The 20995-nt window shown below is 32.7% G+C and carries 14 protein-coding genes; 12 read left to right on the forward strand and 2 right to left on the reverse strand.

Going from position 1 to position 20995, the window contains the following annotated elements; translation table 11 throughout:
• The first annotated feature begins 58 nt into the window (after positions 1 to 58).
• The 7 genes from CD29_RS03645 (at position 59) to CD29_RS03680 (ending at position 9374) form a co-directional block, all read left to right on the forward strand.
• Positions 59 to 637, forward strand: a complete 579-nt coding sequence (locus CD29_RS03645) for a hypothetical protein (protein ID WP_052123983.1) — start codon at positions 59 to 61, stop codon at positions 635 to 637.
• Between the two features lie 704 nt (positions 638 to 1341).
• Positions 1342 to 1548: a hypothetical protein gene (locus CD29_RS03655; RefSeq protein ID WP_036182944.1), complete on the forward strand. Its 207-nt coding sequence runs from the start codon at positions 1342 to 1344 to the stop codon at positions 1546 to 1548.
• Positions 1549 to 1586: 38 nt separating this feature from the next.
• Complete coding sequence (locus CD29_RS03660) at positions 1587 to 3215, forward strand: dynamin family protein (RefSeq protein WP_036182946.1); 1629 nt, start codon at positions 1587 to 1589, stop codon at positions 3213 to 3215.
• Complete coding sequence (locus CD29_RS03665; RefSeq protein WP_081976133.1) at positions 3193 to 4794, forward strand: dynamin family protein; 1602 nt, start codon at positions 3193 to 3195, stop codon at positions 4792 to 4794. Before CD29_RS03660 ends, CD29_RS03665 begins: the two co-directional genes overlap by 23 nt.
• Complete coding sequence (locus CD29_RS03670) at positions 4794 to 6038, forward strand: right-handed parallel beta-helix repeat-containing protein (RefSeq protein WP_036182948.1); 1245 nt, start codon at positions 4794 to 4796, stop codon at positions 6036 to 6038. Before CD29_RS03665 ends, CD29_RS03670 begins: the two co-directional genes overlap by 1 nt.
• A gap of 10 nt (positions 6039 to 6048) precedes the next feature.
• On the forward strand, positions 6049 to 7242 hold the full coding sequence (locus CD29_RS03675) for a hypothetical protein (protein ID WP_036182950.1): 1194 nt from the start codon (positions 6049 to 6051) through the stop codon (positions 7240 to 7242).
• Positions 7243 to 7256: 14 nt separating this feature from the next.
• Entirely contained in the window at positions 7257 to 9374 is a 2118-nt protein-coding gene (locus CD29_RS03680) for a dynamin family protein (protein ID WP_036182952.1), read from the forward strand.
• A 297-nt stretch (positions 9375 to 9671) separates the two neighbouring features.
• On the opposite strand, the gene CD29_RS03685 is transcribed toward CD29_RS03680, so the two are convergent.
• On the reverse strand, positions 9672 to 11519 hold the full coding sequence (locus CD29_RS03685; protein WP_036182955.1) for a hypothetical protein: 1848 nt from the start codon (positions 11517 to 11519) through the stop codon (positions 9672 to 9674).
• A 731-nt stretch (positions 11520 to 12250) separates the two neighbouring features.
• Here CD29_RS03685 and CD29_RS20160 point away from each other — a divergent pair.
• Positions 12251 to 12391: a hypothetical protein gene (locus CD29_RS20160; protein ID WP_156111872.1), complete on the forward strand. Its 141-nt coding sequence runs from the start codon at positions 12251 to 12253 to the stop codon at positions 12389 to 12391.
• Between the two features lie 137 nt (positions 12392 to 12528).
• Here the strand turns inward: CD29_RS20160 and CD29_RS20425 are convergent, their stop codons facing one another.
• Positions 12529 to 12705 carry a hypothetical protein gene (locus tag CD29_RS20425; RefSeq protein ID WP_169716148.1) on the reverse strand — a complete coding sequence of 59 codons (177 nt, stop codon included), beginning with the start codon at positions 12703 to 12705 and terminating at the stop codon, positions 12529 to 12531.
• Between the two features lie 716 nt (positions 12706 to 13421).
• Between CD29_RS20425 and CD29_RS03695 the strand changes: the two genes are divergently transcribed.
• The 4 genes from CD29_RS03695 to CD29_RS03710 all read left to right on the forward strand — a co-directional run bounded on the left by CD29_RS03695 (position 13422) and on the right by CD29_RS03710 (position 20956).
• Positions 13422 to 14603 carry a NupC/NupG family nucleoside CNT transporter gene (locus tag CD29_RS03695; RefSeq protein ID WP_036182959.1) on the forward strand — a complete coding sequence of 394 codons (1182 nt, stop codon included), beginning with the start codon at positions 13422 to 13424 and terminating at the stop codon, positions 14601 to 14603.
• Between the two features lie 410 nt (positions 14604 to 15013).
• Positions 15014 to 16471, forward strand: a complete 1458-nt coding sequence (locus CD29_RS03700) for a type I restriction-modification system subunit M (protein ID WP_036182961.1) — start codon at positions 15014 to 15016, stop codon at positions 16469 to 16471.
• Complete coding sequence (locus tag CD29_RS03705; protein ID WP_036182963.1) at positions 16468 to 17586, forward strand: restriction endonuclease subunit S; 1119 nt, start codon at positions 16468 to 16470, stop codon at positions 17584 to 17586. The genes CD29_RS03700 and CD29_RS03705 overlap by 4 nt, the downstream gene beginning before the upstream one ends.
• Before the next feature lie 25 nt (positions 17587 to 17611).
• Positions 17612 to 20956 (forward strand): DEAD/DEAH box helicase family protein, encoded by a 3345-nt coding sequence (locus CD29_RS03710; protein WP_036182965.1) that lies wholly within the window; start codon positions 17612 to 17614, stop codon positions 20954 to 20956.
• Positions 20957 to 20995: the final 39 nt, after the last annotated feature.

A 20995-nucleotide genomic window follows, 5' to 3' on the forward strand; every position in this document is an offset into this window, starting at 1 on the left:
AAGGGTATACAGTATACTTTAATAGATAATTATAAACCTACATAAAAAGGAGAGTTGGATGGGTTATTACCAACTATTTATTTTAGGATCACTTTTGGTATTAACAATAATTGTGCTCATACAATCAAGAATGGCTAAACGAAATTTGTCTCCCATGGAAGGGATGATGATTTCGATGTATTTTAGTATGAATGTAAGTTTAACAGTTGGGGTCCTTTTTGGTTTTACCTATAAAGGGGATCTATATCTTTCTACATTATTATCGATATTTATTGGCATATTTGTAGGACTAGTGTGTGGAAGTAATTTTGGTATTCTAGCAGTCTTAGACGGTGTAATGGCTGGAATCATGGGTGGTATGATGGGAGCAATGTTAGGTGAGATGATCAAAAGCCAAGATCAAATTGTACCTTTAGTTAGAATTTTTATGTTTCTTTCCATTTCAACGATATACTTATTTGCGATACTTTCTAAGAGGACGAAATGTAAGGAAACAAAAAAAAAGTCTTGGTTTGTAAAGCCTCTCGTTCTCACAATTTTGATTTCTTTTTATTTTATTGGATGGGTTTCGTATGCAGAAAAACAATTCAACCCAGTATCAAATGATTCACATCATCACATTGGACAAAACTTCTAACAAATAATATGACCATCTATAAGGCTAGAAAGATTCTAAAAACAGCATAGAATAGTTAAAGTGCATACTATCAATACAAATTAGAAATGTAGGGTGAGAACTTGTGTATTAATAACGATTTTATCGAAAATCAGTCCTACCGAATTTATGAGGAAATAAGGAAAAGTTCATTGTTCAAAGTCGCGAGAGTTGAATTTCAAGAGGGATACTGTTGGGAACCTCAATTCGAACCAATCCAATTTAATAATAACGATCTAATTACAAAAATAATTTTAAAAGATGATAATAATAACTCCTTTACTATTAATCCCGATGACATCGGTTTAAAATTTGCAAAAGGAGAAATAAGTTATAAAGATTATCTACGATTCCAAAAAATAGACAACTTTAAATGGATAGGTTTTTCAATTCTCGGAGTTGGGATTTTGATTACTATGATGTTGACATTTTATATGTATTTCTTAAATTATTGATAGACGATTTTGAATTAGGGTATTGGTCCGCAAATGGAGGATCAATACTCTTTTTTATTTTCGAATTATTATCTCTGAATAATGAATAAATAGATTTATAAAAATTAATATTCTTATAAATTATCAGAAAATACCCTCGTAATTTGGTAAAATAAAGTAGAAAGTAGAATTCTAGTCTTAGGTTAATCATACTAAAAATCTACCTATAAGTACTGAAAAGGGTGTATACATATGACATTAAGACTAACTAACCCAAAAGCAAAAATCTGTGCGATGTGTCGCCATTGGAATGGGCAGGTTGGTGGCTTGACTGTGAAACCACGCAAAAATTCGCCAAATTTCTTTGAGCACGACCCTGAAGAAGCACAAACATGCTACAAAAATCACTTTGTAAAAAAGGCATGGAATTCCTGTTCAGAGTGGATGGGGAGATACTAGTAATAATTTGTAAAATACATAGTAAGGGAGAATAGTAAATGACATTACAACAAAACTTTATAGAAATAGAGAAACTGTTTGGCAAATATAATTTATCTACACAAGATGTACAAAAAGATATACAGCATATGAATGATTTCAAAGTAACAACGCCAATCATTGGTGGATTTAGTACAGGGAAATCATCCATGATTAATGCTTTTTTGGATCAAAGATTATTGCGAACAAATATTACTGCTGAAACGGCAGTACCTGCAGAAATAACGTATGGTGAACCAATCGTAAAAATAGTAAAAGACAATCAACAACAACTCATAACTTTGGAAGATTTATTGAATCAAGAATACTCAATCCATGATACTGATTTTATTCAGATTCAATTATTGAACAATGAGTTAGCAAAACTACCAACTATTCAGTTAGTAGATATGCCGGGTTTTGACTCAGGTATAAAAGCACATAACACTGCGATCGACCAATACTTGCCAAAGAGTTTAGCATATATATTAACTTTCGCAGCTGATGAACCAGTGGTGAAAGAAAGTATTGCAGATTTTTTAAAGGAACTGAAATTGTTTGAAGTACCGGTATATGTATGTATTACAAAAGCAGATAAGGTTTCTGAAGATGTCCTTGCGACAAATATCCAATCGATTCGCACAAGTATCGAAAAACTTTTAGGCGTGGCACCAAAAAAAGTGGTAGCTATTTGGTCAAAGAAAAACAAAAATACTGATGGGCTACAAGAAATTTTAGCTGATATTGAAGCAAACAGTCGAGAAATATTCCACAAGAAGTTTACTGCATTGCAACAGCAACATGCGAAAACAATCGAACAGTATATTACTGAAATGCTCAAGGGAACAGAGCTGTCTGTATCTGAACTAGATGAAAAAGAAGCAAAGCTTTTAAAAGATATAGAACATGTCCAAGTGAAAATTGAACGTGAACAAGAGCGATTTGAAAAGCAATTAGATGGCGCTATCTCAGCAATCCAAATGAAAATTGAACAAGAACTTCATAACAATAAAGAAGCATTGCAAACCCAATTAATGCGCGGTGGAGATATTCAATCCAAGCTCAATATTATTCTTCGTACTGCTGTTACAGCGGGTATTAAGGAAGAATTTGAGCCGAAATTGCAGCAACATATTCAAAAACTGACTCATGCAATTCAACTGGATATCCCAATTGATACATCAATTCAACTTGATGATTTTAAAATTCAAACAGATCACTTAATGAAAGAATTAGCTATTAAAGCATTGCCACTTATACTAGGTGCAATTGGGGTTGCACTGACGGGACCAATTGGGGGATTACTACTTGGAATAGGGACATTATTAGCAGAGTTGTTCTTCAAAAAGAAACGTGAGGACGAATTGAAGGCTGAGGCAGAACGTAAAGTGACAGGTGAAATTATTCCGTTTGTAGTACAAGAAGCTGGCGGGCTTGTCGGGCGAGAACTACAGCAATATACAACTACTATTCACGAAGCGATTCAAGAAGAAGTAGGAAAGCAACGAGATTTATTGCAAAAAGCATTGCAAGATGTAAGAAAACAAAAAGAAAATGAGCAATCGCAACAAGAGGATCTTAAAAAACAACTAAATGCTGATTTACAACGAGTAAGGGGGCTTCTGTATGACACTGTTGGCTCCGTATGACAGTCAATTAGCTAGTGATTTTCAGCTGTTAAAAAATATTACACGTGCAAATACAGATACGACACTTTCAGTAGACCTAACAAAACTCGAAAAAATGATTCAGGAAGAACTGCCTGAAAAAATCGAGCAGCTTGCACCACCAAACTTTCCTGAGTTGTACTTTGATTTTAAGGCGGAGTTTGAAAAACTGCGTGATTTTATTTTGTACGAGCCATTGATTGGAAAACATGTTGTAGCTCTTGGTGGTGGATTTAGTAGCGGGAAATCAACGTTTCTAAATACTTTACTTGGCACTAAGATTTTACCAGCTAAAATTGACCCTTCAACATCTGTTCCGACTTATATTGTTCATCATGAAAAAACAGCTGTACAAGGAATTAATGTATTTGATGCGAAGATGGATTTACAAGTAGATGATTTGAAAGCTATTGCACATGGCTTTGGTCGAATTGAAGACGATGATGAGACTATCCTTGAAGATGAAATTACACTTGGACACATTTTAAAAAATCTATTTTTACAGATTCCTGAGCAAACATTTCAAAATATTGCATTCTTAGATACACCGGGGTATTCGAAATCAGATATGACATCTTATTCAGCCAAAACGGATGAAAAAATCGCTCGCTCTCAATTGAACACGGCAGATTATATATTATGGTTTGTCCCTGCAGATGGAGGAACAATCACAGAGCAGGATATCGCCTTCATTAAAACGTTGTATGCTGAAATTCCGATTTGTTTTATCGTCAATAAGGCAGATAAAAAGACAGATGAGGATCTAGCTGAAATTATCGACAAAATTAAAAAACTACTAGATTTAAAGGGAATCCGTTACATAGATGTTCTTGCCTTCTCTCGTAGTAAAAAGCAGGAATACGATAAAGAGAAGATTATCAATCAATTAAACTCATGGAATGAAGCGGTTTACGAAGAATCGTTCGCCTATCATTTTAAAAAGTTATTTGTTGGCTGTAGAGAGTATTATGATGAGCAGATTACTGAAGAAAATCGTCGATTAAATCGCTTAAATAAAGCGCTAACACTTGCAACAGATGATATTCAAGATTATTTAACTTCACTTGTTGCTGAAATTAAAAATCGTCTACAAGTATTAAAAGATACTGGGCAAAAGCTTAAAAAACTTCAAGATGATTTCTTTAGTGAACTAAAACGTGTGGCCGATTATTTCGGAATTCAAATACCAGAGCCAGAAGAAATAGATCTACTCCAAGATAAAATTCAAGATGCGATGAAAATCATTAAAGAGTACAAAGAACAACACCAATTAAAACCAAAATACGATGTGGAAAGCATCCTACGCTCCACATTCACAAACGTAAAACCAGTCTTCTTCAACCAAAAAGGACAAGGGCGCTATAAGCAAGTATTGCAGAAGGTGTTGGAGGAACAGTTAGATATATCACCAGAAGAAGTAAAGTTTCATAGTTATTTTGATCGTAAAGCAAAATTGATAGATAAAGTGAAATCACTACAGCAAACAGACAAGCGGTTTTATAAAGACAACAAACAAAGTATGAAAGATAAAGCAATACATTTACTAGAGGAGAGTAACTAATGGTAACAACAACTGTCGAAAGGATCCGTGCTTTTTACGAAGATGATATAGCAACACGCGTTCCATTTCAAACGCATCCACTGAAGGAATCCGATGAGTATACAAAAAACTTATACTGTACAATGCTCACACTTATTTTGCAGTATGAAAACGAACCGATGCGTGAACAAATTGTTTTCTTAGAACGAATCATCACGGGCATAGAGCTTAATGTGCCGGTACATACATTAATAAAACAAGCAAAAACAGCGGACGTAGAATTTGCGAAAGAATTTTACGACCAGTTTGCTGACACTACACTTGCAAGGAACTTCATTGTTGATGCACTTGTAATGATTTACTGCCGACAAAAAGTAGCAGAAAAACAATTGGAATTTTTAGTTGAAGTTGTAGATGTGTTAGGTGTAGATGAGGGAGAATTTGAGGTACTTGTACAAGGTGCAAAGGTAATTTTAAGTACACCACCTGAAAAAGCCATATCACTTTATAATGAAAAAGTAGTAGCAGTTTATGAGTTATTATACTACCTTCCAAAAGATGATAGTGAAAGAAATATTATTCGTCTGTTTAACGTTACCCTTGAAAGTTTGCAAAAAGTATTAAAAGAACAAGGAAAGACGAATACAGTATATGTTTATAATTCAAAGTTTAAATTGGAAGAACAATTTTATATTGAAGAAACCCATGATGTATATTTCATTAATTGTGAGTTTACTGGAAATTATAATGTTCATATAAAAACTAATTTCAACGTAACATTTGAACGCTGTTATTTTTACCATATGCATGAGCGTTGTATTCGTGTTAGTAGAATAAAGGCATTGTATATCATTTCTTGTAAATTTGAACATTGTGGGTATTTGTATAATGGTAATGGATCGGCAGAAGGTGGAATTATTTGGTCGGATCCGTGGAATATCGACATTGAATTATACTTAATCGATAATGAATTTAATGAATGCTATACAAAAACAACTAGTACAAGTTCTAGCTATTTTGCTTCGGGAGCCATTTTTTTCGGAAGAGTTTGTAATTTCATAGCAATTGATAACAAATTTATAGATTGTCGTTGTTATTCCGCTCATACTCAAAAACAATTATTCCGTTTTAATAATTATAGCGAACATCAACAAAATCCTGCATTATTGGAACGTTTTAAAGAGCAATTAACCGATAAAAAGAATTATCGATCAAATAGTCTACAATATAATACATTTATCGGAAATAATTCTCCATTTTACTAGGAGGTAACGAATGACAACCTTACAACAACAAATCCAACAATTAGCTCTTCAATTAGAACAACTGGCCTCTCAAGTGGAAGAACCAGTTGTCCCAAAAAATGAGATAGATATAGAGAGAATTTTATTAGAAGCACAGCAATTTCCATTTGAATACCATCTAGCTGAAAATCAAGACGACTATGTCAAATCAATTTATTTACAAACGCTACTAACAGTGATGAATTATGTAGAAAGTGAAATGGAAGAAAGATATCGATTAGTTGCTCAAATTCATTATGCATTTAAATTACCAGAAGATTTTACTAAGTTTATTCAAAAAAGTAAGATGATCACACTTCATGACATGCAACAATTTTATCAAGTAATGAAAGAAAACGATTTAACTGATGTGTTTCTAATAGACTTGTTAATGTTATTAGGCATTAAACAAGAACAGGAAACAGTAAATTATGTGACGGAATTAATAGCAAGCCTTGATATATCAGAACAGCATTTTTTAAAAGCTTGTAAAGTAGTAAGCGGCTTATTAAAAGTAGATCATCATCAATTAAAAACTATTTTCCTACAAGATAATACATTCCAATCAAGCTGTGGACATTATTTAATGGTAATCGATTCTTATTTTGCGCCTAGAGTATACATCGAGGGTGATGGTGAAACAGAAGTAAACCTTCTAGATTTACATACAGATAGATTGTTGCTAAAAAATGTTTGCTTAGTAATACCTGAGGCTATCACCCTATCAGATCTTAAAGAATTAACACTAGATCATTGTGACATTAAAAGCGAAAGATTAAATTTAACAATTGAAAAAGTGGAATCAGTATCTTTAAGCAATTTACGATTTAATCAATGTGAAGTTATTGAGTTCATTAATATAAAAAACAGCAATACTGTGAAGGTTTCAAACTTAGGATTAAATTATAAAAAAATATATACTGATTACCTATTTGATATTCAAGATGTAAATGAATTGACCGTTCAAAACACGGAATTTGAGTACGTTGATGTATATTCAAACCAAAATAATATTTTTGGTGATGGAAGACAGTTTTTCCAGAAAGAAGCTGCATTTTTTAAAGTAAAAGAAGTAAAGAAAATTACTGAAAGTAATAATAAAATAACAGATTGTAAAATACATTCTAATTTTATGGGCTTTTATAATGAATTCTATCAATTAACTAATCTAATTTACCAAAAATAGAGGTGCCACATATCATGCAATTCTTTGAAAAAACCGCAGCAGAGCAAGAAAAGTTTCAGCAGCATATTCAGAAACTGGAACAAGTTGTAGATCAAATCTCATTTTTGTCAAAGGAAGATACTTCTGCAATCCGCCAGTTAAAGGAGAGTTTTCAGCATAAAATTCATGATTTCTATCGTGAAGATCGAAAGTTAAATATCGGGATTATTGGACAGGTAAAGGCAGGCAAGTCATCGTTTTTAAATACGATGATTTTTAATGGACAAGATGTATTGCCACGTGCCTCAACACCGAAAACAGCGACTTTGACGAAGATTGAGTATGCAGACGAAAATAGTATTGAAATCGTATATTATTCGCCAGAAGAATGGCAGCAAATTGAAGAACGTGCGAAAGTGCAATCCGAGTTAGAAGAATATCGAGTTGCTCGTGACATTTTACAACTAGCTCAGTCACATTACATAGATGTAGAAACGTATTTGAACAAAGGGAAAGAAACCGTAACATTTTCAACAGAAACAGATTTAATGCGTGAGTTAAACGAATATGTTGGCGAAAATGGGAAGTTAACGGCCCTTGTAAAATACGTAACGTTAAAAATCAATAATCCACACATAAAAGAAATTTCAATTGTCGATACTCCCGGGTTAAATGACCCGATTGCTTCACGTACGGATAAAACGAAACAGTTTATGGAAGTGTGTGATGTTGTCTTTTTCTTAAGTCGTGCAAGCAACTTCCTCGACCAAACGGATATGGATTTATTAACTTCACAGTTGCCGCAAAAAGGTGTAAAACGATTAGTGCTTATCGCCAGTCGCTACGATGAAGGTTTACAAGATACGATTTATGATTTTGACTCGTTGGAAGAAGCGGATGCAGATACGAAAAAAAGTTTGCGTCGGGTAGCGATGAAAAATATCAACTCTTATATAGAAATGATGGAAAAGAGAAACGCCTCTCAAACACTACTAAATGTCTTGAAGGAATGTGCTACACCAATCTTTGTGTCATCGATGGCACATAACATGAGTTTGAAAACAGAGAGCAATTATTCAAAGGACGAGCAAATTGTTTATAACAATTTAAATGAGCACGATGACTTGGATGAAGAAATGCTTCAGTATATTGGTAATATTGCAGAAGTACAGCAAGTATTTCATGAAGTTATTGAACAAAAGGAACAGACGTTACTTGAAAAAGCGAAGGCATTTTTACCTTTAGCCCAGCAACAACTTGCAACTGAAATTTCTAATATTGCTACACTTCAAAAAAGACGTTTAACGATGCTAATCGAAAACGATCAAGAATCCCTTGAGAAGCAAAAGAATGCAATTAAAACACAAATTCAACAGATCCAAGCTGCAACAACAAGTATTTTTACAGATTTGTTTGCAAAGCTTGAGGCTTGTAAGACAGAAGGGACAATGTCTTTACGTCAAGCGAGCAAGGACTATGCGAGTCTTAATGAACGTACGGGCGTTGAAACAGAAACACGTTCTTATACGGTATCAACTTCGAAATGGTATAAGCCTTGGACTTGGGGATCAAGCAGCACAGAATATTATACGGTGGAAACACGTTACTATTATTTAGATGTCTCTGACGCACTTGAAAATTTACGTAACTTCGGTCATGATGCTGTTTCTACAGTCGAGCAAGCCTTTTTAGACGCAGTCGATTTCCATCAATTAAAACGTAGATTACTAACAACAGTTGTAGAAAATTTTGACACAAGCTCGGAATATTATGAACCTGCCTATTTTAAATTGCTGACTGAAAAAACGATTCAAGCTATTGAAATACCTGTAGTGAAAATTGATATTAGCGGCTACTTAACAAAGATGGCAAATAGCTTTTCCGGAGAAGTTCGCGATGCAAGCTCCAAAACCGAAATGCGCAACAAACTAGCTTCCTATATTAGCGATTTATTTGATGAAATATCAAACCAGTTCGTTCAAGAAATGAAATCATTCAAAGAGAAAATGGCAATCATTGATACTACCTTTACAGAACAATTATTAAAAACCATTACAGACGAATACGAAACGGTTCTTGCACAATTTAAAGATAAAGAACAAGAGATACATAGACTTCGCGAAGGATTGAATGTGCTGGAGAGTTTAATGTAGTGGTGGAAGATGCACCTGAATCGAACTTAGTACTGAAAAAATGAAAAGCGCGTGCTGAAATGTCAATCTTCATCGACTTCTCGGACGCGCTTATTTTAGTTACTAGAAACTATTACTAAGCACCCATGCCGCCATCAGGTATTTTGCCCCTGTAATGAAGGAACTTTTATCGCTTGCTAGGACTTGTTTGTAAAGTTATCATACATATATGTTTATACTTGCAATCGTTACATTATCTTTAATAAGAATGTATTGAGTATAATAACGAAATAATTTAGTGAATCGATAGGACAAATTTTATAGTTTGAAATATACAATGTTTAAATATTCATGTATTTCTTCTAATTCCAAATAATTTAATTTATCATTTTCCCATAAGTTCTTAATATTAGTTAATAATTCGTCCATTGTGAATCCATTTGTAATTTCTTTTTTAACTTTAGGAGAATAATTATTTGAGCTACGGATTTTTTTAACTAAGGAAAATTTATCATCTGCAACAATTAGTTCATAGTCAATATATTGTTTTGGTAAATTGATGTAATTTGCAATTGATATAGATATAAGTGTAACACTAGTAATAATTTGCAATAAATGAGTAATTTCAATTAGACTTCTGATACTAAAGAACAAATTTTCTACTGAATATTCGTAGGAAATATTGAAAAGTGCAATTGCAGTAGCTTTGAAAAACGAATCTATTGAAAGACTTGTAAATTCATAGAAATTGAGATGAATATCATCTGAACTTCGAATTAACAACTCGCCAATAAGATAAAGTGTAGTTGATAATATAATTACCTCAAAAATGCTTTTTAAAGCTAAGGTTATTCTCTCAGAACCCAATAAATTTGTTCTTTTAATACTTATAGAAGGTTTTATATCGTTATAAAATGCAAAACAAATTTCTATTGAACGTAAAAGTAAACGTATAAAAATGAATATAAATGATATTGTTAAGAACAATTTTGTAAAATTAACATCGAATAAAGAGTTAGAGATTATAAATAAAATGAATAAAATTGATAATATTCCAAGAGAGATTAACAAATTATTATTATTTCTAAATCTTACGTTTTCAGTTTTACTTATTTTTATCTGTTCATATGGTAAGGGTGTGACACTGTAAAATTGCATTATTTTACTAGTCTTATCAGAAGGTAAATTAATTTTCATTAAAAACTCTGAAAATGATCTTTTCTTATCTAATTCAAAGTTACTCGAATTTAATATATCATCAATTTTTTTAGATGGAATATCTTCGAATGATTTACAATTTTCCGTTAAGAAATGTAAAATTGCTTTATTTGTTCTATTTTGTTTTGCAAAACTAGCTGCAGTATATTCAGCAATAGGAAGTTTTCTTAAATATTTAAATGAGATTTTTAAAAGATACGAAAATAGCAAGATGAAGAGCGTTAATTGCAAAGTTAAAATGATTGTTAGTAAAAGTAAGTTAATAATAGCTAAAGTATTTACAGATAAATGATATTTGGAGACAAAAATGAAAAAACTGATCAAAAAAGAAATTGAAAATATTACAAAATACAAAATTTTATTATTCTTTTTAAAGTCTTTATAAATCCAAACATTGAAGGTTATCAAAATAAATAAATATATAAATATATAATAAATTGAGTATTCGATTAAAAATAAGTAAGAAAGGCTACCAGAAATTAAATAATAATAACCCTTATTAGATAATAAGCTAAATCTAATTGTTAATAAGATTAATATAATGTTTAATATTACTAAAACTATTACTAGATTATTGAAAAATAAAAATATTAAATTAATTAAAGTTATAATAGAGTATTTCTTTAAAAAATATTTAAGTTCACTATACGACTTCTTTAAATCATTATGTAAAATTGTCTTGAAATCTTCCAATGAATTTGAGGAAAAGTGATAATATATTGCACCAATAAATAACAGTAAAATTAAACCTATAAAATCGCTTATAAACGGAAGTATTACTTCATTATGGTTAAACTGGTTAAATTCATTCGATTCTTGAATGAATTTAATTGTATTAAATGGTTTTAAAAACAAACCTGCGGATATAAAAATTATTATTGACCAAAAGATTGCTTGAAAGAAAAGATTAACAGATAAATTTTTATTAGAAAAAAATTTTTTTTTCATATTATCCCTCTTAAATTATTGATTTACTATATTTAATTTTATAGAAATAGTTTATTTAATTTAATTTTACAGGCTCTAATGATTTGGTTTAATAATACCATATCGACTTATTTATCTTTTCTATTTGTTTTGTTTTCTGATTGAATTATATATTTAATAGTGATAATAATTATCTATCTTGATGATTTATTTTGATAAAATTAGATGGTAGGCCTAGTGGCACAATTTATAGTTTCAATTTAATATTACCATTACTACAGAATTTAAAAGAGATTAATATGAGAATATCTTCTATAGAAGACGTATTCTGTTATATTGTAAATGTGAAAATAAAAATGTTCAACTTTGCTTGTATATGGATGTACAACTTTGATTTTAGAGCAGATCTGGTTAATTATTTCAACTTGACATGGAGCCTATGCGGGCATGGCTATACCAGCCAGAACCCAGCCTTATCAAGAGCTGGTTAGTCCACCGAGGCTACCATACCCGCCACTCCAGATAATAATGCTAAGTGGAAATATTTTGAATCACTTAAACAAGCGTTTTGTACATTTTAAAAATCATTTCTATTATATAAAATGCTTACTCAAACCACACAAGGTTTGAGTATTTTTTATTCCCTATAAATTCACATTCCTGCAAATGGTTTGTACGAGTATGTCTCTATTTTCGTTCCAAAAAGCTATATCAAGATTGAAAGAATATTTCAAAAAGGGGAATAATGAACAATGAAAGACAAACTATTTATTCTCGTTTTATTGCATCTTATTAACAGCACATGTATTGATACTGCACCAGCAACTACAAGTTCGTATGTTGAACTTGCCAACAATAGAAATAGCTATGAATGGCATAGACTTACATACTAGAACTAATATATACAACTTCCTTAATATTCAGAGAAAACGTTTGAACAATTTTAAACATTGCTTATAACAATAAATGAAGAAAAGGTTGGAAATTGACGTTTCCAACCTTAAAAATAATTTTCTCTGGTTATTGAGGATTACGATTTAGTACTTCTTTCCATTGCATCTTCCCAACTTGGGAAATAAAATAGTGCATTTCTCATTAACTCTGGATTTGTCTTCTTTATTTGTTTCTTACGCAGTGGCTGTCCTTCTTTTTTCATTAGCTCTGCAATTTTACTCACAACTTCATCAACACTCATATTGGCTTCCATTTTTCTTCCTCCTTTATAAGTATTCATTACTACCTTCTCCAAGTTACTAACTGAAGATACCCTTTTGTTGCATTTATTTAATTAAAATTGATGAAATTGTAAAATATTGAATCCGAATCACTCCAAAGGGGCACATTCAAGTCAAAATGCAGCTTGAACTAGACGTTGCTTGTGAATTATTGAAAAATGTCTTGAAAGTAGATACTTGCTCAAAAGATATTAGAAAAAATCGACTAGTTATTAGAAAAAACTCGAGAGTTATTAGAAAAAATCAGTATGATATTAGAATTTGTCCTTAAAGTTAATCCTTTAACAAAAGATATTAGAAAAAATCGATCAGTTATTAGAAAAAACTCGAGAATATTAGAAAAAATCCGGATGTTATTAGAAATTATCCTTAAAGTTGATCCATGTGCAGAAGTAATTAGAAAGACTCGAGGCATTATTAGAAATTGTTCTAAAATTGATTCGAGTCCAAAAACCTCATCAAGAATTCAACCTTAAAACCATCAAAACTGGGCGTAAAATTCAATTTTAAGGTTAAACTTCAAAATAGATATTATTTCGAATAAACTGTTTATTTGATTTTGATAAATGTATACAAATTGTCCATTGCAATTGTACTCAAAAGAGGTTACTATTCGAAAGCGGTAGGATAGTGGTAACTTCCATTGTAAGCGCACACATATTCATTTAAATTCAACAGGAGGTTACATATGCAATATGTTATTTCAATTATAGGTATTTTTGTTGTACTATTTTTAGCTTGGATTGCAAGTTCTGATCGAAAAAAGATAAAGATTAAACCAGTTATTACAATGATTGTCATTCAAATCCTTTTTTCTTTGTTATTGTTAAATACACAATTTGGTTTAATTATTACTAAGGGAATCGCTACTGTGTTTACTAAGCTGCTTGAATTAGCAAATGAAGGGATAGCTTTCGTATTTGGCGGCTTGGCTAATGAGGGGGAATCTCCATTCTTTTTAAATGTCTTGCTTCCAATTGTCTTTATATCTGCATTAATTGGAATTCTACAATATATAAAAGTACTTCCGTTCCTTATGAAGTGGATTGGTTTTGTTTTAAGTAAAGTTAATGGGATGGGGAAACTTGAATCCTATAATGCGGTTGCATCTTTAATGGTCGGTCAATCTGAGGTATTCATTACGTTAAAGAAACAACTCGGTCTACTTTCGAAGCAACGATTGTATACGCTTTGTGCTTCTGCGATGTCGACTGTTTCGATGTCGATCGTTGGTGCTTACATGACGATGCTAGAACCAAAATATATTGTGACAGCATTAGTGTTAAATTTATTTGGCGGTTTTATCATCGCTACACTTATTAATCCGTACGATGTAAACCCTAAAGAAGACTTACTTGAAATTGAAGATCATGAAAAGCAATCCTTTTTCGAGATGCTAGGTGAGTACATCTTAGATGGTTTTAAGGTTGCAGTTGTTGTTGGAGCTATGTTAATTGGTTACACTGCTTTAATTGCAGGATTCAATTATGTATTCCAGCTGTTGTTTAGTATTTCTTTCCAAGAGCTTTTAGGTTATATTTTCTCTCCAATTGCGTTTATTATGGGAATCCCATTTTCAGAGGCAGTTAGTGCAGGTAGTTTAATGGCCACTAAACTCGTGACGAATGAATTCGTTGCAATGTTGGATCTATCTGGAGGGAATTATCAGTTTAGTGAACGTACAATGGGAATCCTTTCTGTATTCTTAGTATCCTTTGCGAACTTCGCATCGATCGGTATTATTGCTGGGGCGGTTAAAGGGCTCAATGAAAAACAAGGGAATACTGTTGCACGTTTTGGATTAAAGCTTTTATATGGTGCTACGCTTGTAAGTGTACTTTCATCAATCATTGTTAGTTTAGTTATATAAGCAATTCGCTAAAAGCCCACTAAAATTAGTGGGCTTTTTTACGGTCTCATTTGTGTCGATATCGATCTCATTTGTGGTAGAAATCGATCTGTTGAGCCATTTTCGATCTACTTTATGAAATTATTGCTCCCCTTTGTGGCGGTATCGATCTACTTTATGACAGTATCGGTCTACTTTGTGAATTTATCGATCTCTTTGGCCATTTTCGATCTACTTTGTGAAATTATCGCTCCCCTATGTGGCGTTATCGCTCTCTTTTATGAATTTATCGGAAAATTCTCAAGCAACTTTTTAGCGACACTTTCAAACTAGAAAATGGAAGTTCCAAAAATAACAAATAGTAATTATTTATTAGTAATAAATAAATTATGATAATGTTAAAGTATTAGGGATTCAATAGGAGGACAATTATGATTACAGGTGAGATTAAAAATAAAGTTGACCATATTTGGACGACTCTTTGGACTGAAGGCTTAACAAACCCATTATCTGCAATTGAGCAGTTAACATATTTGCTTTTCATTAAAGGTTTGGACGAAATGGAAACAACAAAAGAACAAGAAGCTGAATTTTTAGGACTTGAGCATGAAAGTATTTTCCCCAAGGACAAGCAATACCTGCGTTGGCATCAATTCAAACAGCTAGGTAGTCCAGAAGAAATGTACCGGGTTGTTTCGCAAGAAGTGTTTCCATTCATTAAAGGGTTGCAAGGAAAAGAAGAATCTGCCTTTTCTACTTACATGAAAGATGCAATGTTCCAGATTCAAAAACCAAGTACACTAGCAAAAGTAGTAGATAGTTTAGACAATATCCCCATGTCTGACCGAGATACGCAAGGGGATTTATATGAGTATTTACTTTCAAAACTTTCTACATCAGGTACAAATGGACAATTCCGTACGCCGCGACACATTATTAATATGATGGTTGAGCTAATGAAGCCAACACCTGAGGATAAAATCATTGATCCAGCCATGGGTTCTGCTGGTTTCTTAGTTGAGGCGAGCGAATATTTACGTAATAAACATAGTGACTTATTCCTTGTACAAGGTTTAAAAGATCATTTCCATAACAATATGTTCTTCGGAAATGATATGGATATTACGATGCTACGCATTGGGGCAATGAATATGATGCTTCACGGAGTAGACAATCCAAATATTTCATATCGCGATTCCTTATCAGAGGAAAACAAAGATAAAGAATTATACACATTAATTTTAGCGAACCCACCGTTTAAAGGGTCATTAGACTATGAAGCAGTTTCAAATGATCTACTAACGGTAACAAAAACGAAAAAAACGGAGTTGCTTTTCCTTTCGCTTTTCTTACGCATTTTAAAACCTGGTGGACGTGCAGCAATTATCGTACCCGATGGCGTTTTATTTGGTAGTTCCAATGCACATAAAGCAATCCGTAAAGAAATCATTGATAACAATAAATTAGAAGCAATCATCTCTATGCCAAGTGGTGTCTTCAAACCATACGCAGGTGTATCTACTGCAATTATGATTTTCACTAAAACTGGTGCAGGCGGTACAGACAATGTTTGGTTCTATGACATGCAAGCAGATGGGTACTCACTCGATGATAAACGAATTGAAATCAAAGACAATGACATTCCAGATATTATTGAACGTTTTGAAAATTTAGAAGCTGAAAAAGAGCGCAAACGTACAGAACAATCTTTCTTTGTCCCAGTTAGTGAAATACTAGAAAATGACTACGATTTATCGATTAATAAATATAAAGAAATTGTATATGAGAGAGTCACTTATGAGGAACCAACAGTTATATTAGCTAAAATAAAACAATTGGAAGATGACATCCAGAAAGGGATTAATAATCTGGAGGAAATTCTAAAATGAAGTCGTACAAATTATTTGAAATATGTAATCCAAAACAATGGAAAACAATCTCTGAAAAGGATTTATTAGATGATGGGTATCCTGTCTATGGAGCAAATGGAATTATCGGATTCTACTCCGAATATAACCATGAAAAAGAGACAATCTTAGTAACTTGTCGTGGAGCAACTTGTGGAACAGTCAATATCTCTAAACCGTATTCATATGTAAATGGGAATGCAATGGCTTTAGATGATTTAAATGAAGAACTCATTCATATTGATTATTTATATTACTTTTTGAAATTTAGAGGGTTCAATGATGTAATCTCTGGTAGTGCGCAACCTCAAATTGTTCGAAATGCAATTGGGAAAATACAAATTCCTGTTTGTGATATGGAGACCCAAATTCAAATCGTCAAAACTCTAAAAATGGCTGAAGAATTAATAAGTAATCGTGAAGCTCAAATTAGTGCTTTGGACGAATTAACGAGAAGTTTGTTTTTAGATATGTTCGGTGATCCTTCAAGCAATGAAAAATGGGATGTGAATAATCTAGATGCTTTAACACTTAAAATTACAGACGGAGAGCATAATAATCCCGAGTTTCTAAGTAGTGGAGAATATATGATCAAAGCGAAAGATGTGCTAGAAAGCGGAATTTCATTAGACGATCCTAGTTATATTTCTACTGAAGATTTAAATAAGTTTCGAAAAAAATGTAATCCCGACCTTGGAGACTTATTATTAGTAAGTAGAGGAGCAACAATTGGTAGAACAACAGTTGTTGATACAGAGATTCCTTTTGCATTGATGGGATCAGTAATCCTCATTAAATTAGATACGTCTCTGATTAATAACTATTATCTAGTAAATTTATTAAAAAGCTCCTTTGTTAAATCTAAGCTAGTAAGTGCTTCAAGTGCTAGTGCACAACAAGCAATCTACCTAAAGGATTTGAAAAAGCTACAAATCATGTTACCGCCATTACAACTACAAGAAAGTTATGCAAATAAAGTGATTGAAATAGAAAAACAGAAAAACGTACTTCTTGAGAGTTTAAAAGAATTTGAGAATTTCTTTAATGGACTTCTTCAAAAGGCCTTCAGTGGGGAACTCTTTCAAGAACAAGCGTAATGTGTAAATACTAAGCAAGGTGGTTATGCCAATGACGAACTTTAGCTTTTTACGTTCTAAAGAATCATATAAAAGCTTCTCCAATGCTTGTATAGAAGCAGAAAAAGCAATGCTTGTAAGTCCGGCGACATGCGCAATTTTGACTCGTCGGGCGCTAGAGCTTGCTGTTAAATGGGTATACCAATTTGATAGTGAATTGGAAATGCCATATCAGGATAATTTATCGAGTTTAATCCATGACCGAAACTTTATAGGCATTATTGATGAAGAATTGTTTCCAATGATGAAGTACATTATCAAGCTAGGAAATACAGCGGTTCATACGAATGCCTCGATCACACAAGATGAAGCGGTACTATCATTGCATCATTTGTATCAATTTGTTTCATGGATCGACTATTGTTATTCCGATAATTACGAAGCAACAAAGTTTGAGGAATCTCTTTTACATATTAATCCAGAAACGAATCGCGAAAGACCAGAAGAACTTCAGGATTTATATGAACAGTTGAGTGCAAAAGATAGTAACCTTGCAGAACTAATGAAGGAAAATCAAGCACTACGTGAAAAACTTTCAGAAAAACGTAAACAACATATAGAGCAAGACGAGTTTAAAGTCGATGAACTTTCTGAATTTGATACACGACAAAAATATATTGACTTAGATTTAAAACTTGCTGGTTGGGAATTTGATAAGGATGTCATTCGCGAAGTACAAGTAAGTGGAATGCCAAACAATGCTGGCACAGGTTTCGTAGATTATGTTTTGTATAGCGATAATGGGAAACCATTAGCAGTTGTAGAGGCGAAGCGCACAACAAAAAGCCCTCAAGCTGGACGCCAACAAGCAAACCTTTATGCTGATTGTTTAGAACAAATGACAGGACAAAGACCAATTGTGTTCTATACAAATGGCTATGAAACTTATATAGAACATGACAATTACCCAGCCCGTAGAACTTCAGGCTTTTATGATAAGGAAGAACTGCAGCTATTAGTAGATCGACGTCATCTTAAAATACCGCTCGTAAATGTTGAAATCAATGAAGACATATCAAATCGATATTATCAGAAAAAATCTATCTTAGCTGTATGTGATGCGTTATCACGCAATCAGAGAAAAACATTACTCGTAATGGCAACGGGAAGTGGAAAAACAAGAACTGCCATTTCCATTGTCGATGTACTTGCACGTCATAACTGGGTAAAAAACATCTTATTTTTGGCAGACCGCACAACACTTTTAAAACAAGCATATCGCAATTTTAATACACTAATGCCAAATTTAACTTTGTGTAATTTACTGAACAATAAAGACAATCCAGAAGAAAGTCGTATGGTGTTTTCTACCTATCCAACGATGATGAACGCAATAGATGAAGCAAAACGAAAAGATGGCCGCAAGTTATTTACCGTTGGACATTTTGACTTAATAATCGTGGATGAATCTCACCGAAGCATTTATAAAAAGTATCGTAGTATTTTTGAGTATTTTGATAGCATGTTACTAGGTTTAACAGCTACTCCAAAGGATGAGATTGATAAAAATACGTACGAAATTTTTGACCTTGAAAATGGCGTTCCAACATACGCCTATGAATTAGAAACAGCAGTAGATGATGGCTATCTTGTTGATTATCGTACGATTGAAACAAAAATGAAATTCCTTGAAGAAGGTATTCATTATGATGATTTATCAGAAGAAGAAAAAGATGAGTTTGAAGAAACCTTTGAAGATGAACCAGATTTAAAGGATATCGATAGTCATGCATTAAATGATTGGTTATTTAATGCGAATACCATTGATCAAGTGTTAAAGGATTTAATGGAAAAGGGAATTCGTGTTGAAGGTGGAGATAAGATTGGTAAAACGATTATTTTTGCTAAATCCCATCGTCATGCCGAAGCAATTAAACTACGATTTAATGCGTTATTTCCTGAATTAGGAAGTAAATATGCGGATGTTATTGACTACAGTATTAATTATTATCAAACGTTAATTGATGATTTCTCAAATGTTAAGAAGCTCCCACAAATAGCTATTTCAGTAGACATGCTTGATACAGGTGTGGATATTCCAGAAGTAGTCAATTTAGTGTTCTTTAAGAAGGTTCGTTCAAAAACGAAGTTCTGGCAAATGATTGGCCGTGGTACAAGACTTTGCCCTGATTTATTTGGACTTGGACAAGATAAAGAGAATTTCTTGATTTTTGATTACTGTGGGAACTTTGAATTTTTCCGTGAAAATCCAAAGGGAATGGAAGGAAAAGCGACAACAACTTTAACTGAGCGTATTTTCAATGCAAAAGTGGACATTATTCGTGAACTTCAAGGATTTGATTATCAAACAGAGGATTACATGAAGCATCGATTAGAAATATTAAATAGTGTGCTGCAAGATGTTCAAACTCTAAATGATGAAAACTTCCGAGTACGACAACATATACAATACGTTCATAAATTTAAAGAGAAGAACAAATGGCAAGCACTCTCTGCTGTTGATACGAGTGAAATCAAGGAGCATGTCTCGCCATTAATTTCACCAATTAGTGGTGACGAGCTTGCGAAACGATTTGACTTAGTTATGTACACAATTGTGTTAGCAAAATTACAATCAAATAATGCGACAAAACCAATTCGCAGTGTAGTTTCAACTGCAGAAGCACTTTCGAAACTAGGAACGATTCCGCAAGTGTTAGAGAAAAAACCTATCATTGATAAACTACTAACAGAAGAATTTTGGGAAAGTGCAGACATCTTTGACTTGGAAGAAGTGCGTTCTGCATTACGCGATTTAGTTAAGTTTATTGAAAAAGAAACACAGAAGATCTACTTTACGAACTTCCAAGATGAAGTGCTTGAAGTGAATGAAAACACATCTATGTATAATGTGAATGATCTAAAAAGCTATCGCAAAAAAGTTCACCACTACTTAAAAGAACATCAAGATCAATTAGCAATTTATAAATTACGAAACAACAAACCGTTAACGAAGCAAGATGTGGAGATGTTAGAGGGCATCTTATGGAATGAATTAGGCTCAAAAGCAGAGTACGAAAATGATTTTGGCGATACACCAATTACCAAACTTGTGCGAAATATTGTTGGCTTAGATCGACAAGCAGCAAATGAAGCCTTCTCTGAATTTCTTTCTGAACAACGACTAAATCTTCAACAAGCCAAGTTTGTGGAATTGATCATCGACTATGTTGTGAAGAATGGTACGCTAGATAAAAAAGTGTTACAACAAGAGCCATTTAAGACAGTCGGTAGCATCATTGAAATTTTTAAGGATAATTTGGTAGATGCGAAGAAGATTATTGGGATTATTGATGAAATTAATAGTAATTCTGAGCTTATTATTTCTTAAAAGTTTCGTACAATTAGAAAGACCACTCAAAACGTTATT

Origin of the sequence: Ureibacillus manganicus DSM 26584 (assembly GCF_000772945.1) — a bacterium.
Classification (GTDB): domain Bacteria; phylum Bacillota; class Bacilli; order Bacillales_A; family Planococcaceae; genus Ureibacillus; species Ureibacillus manganicus.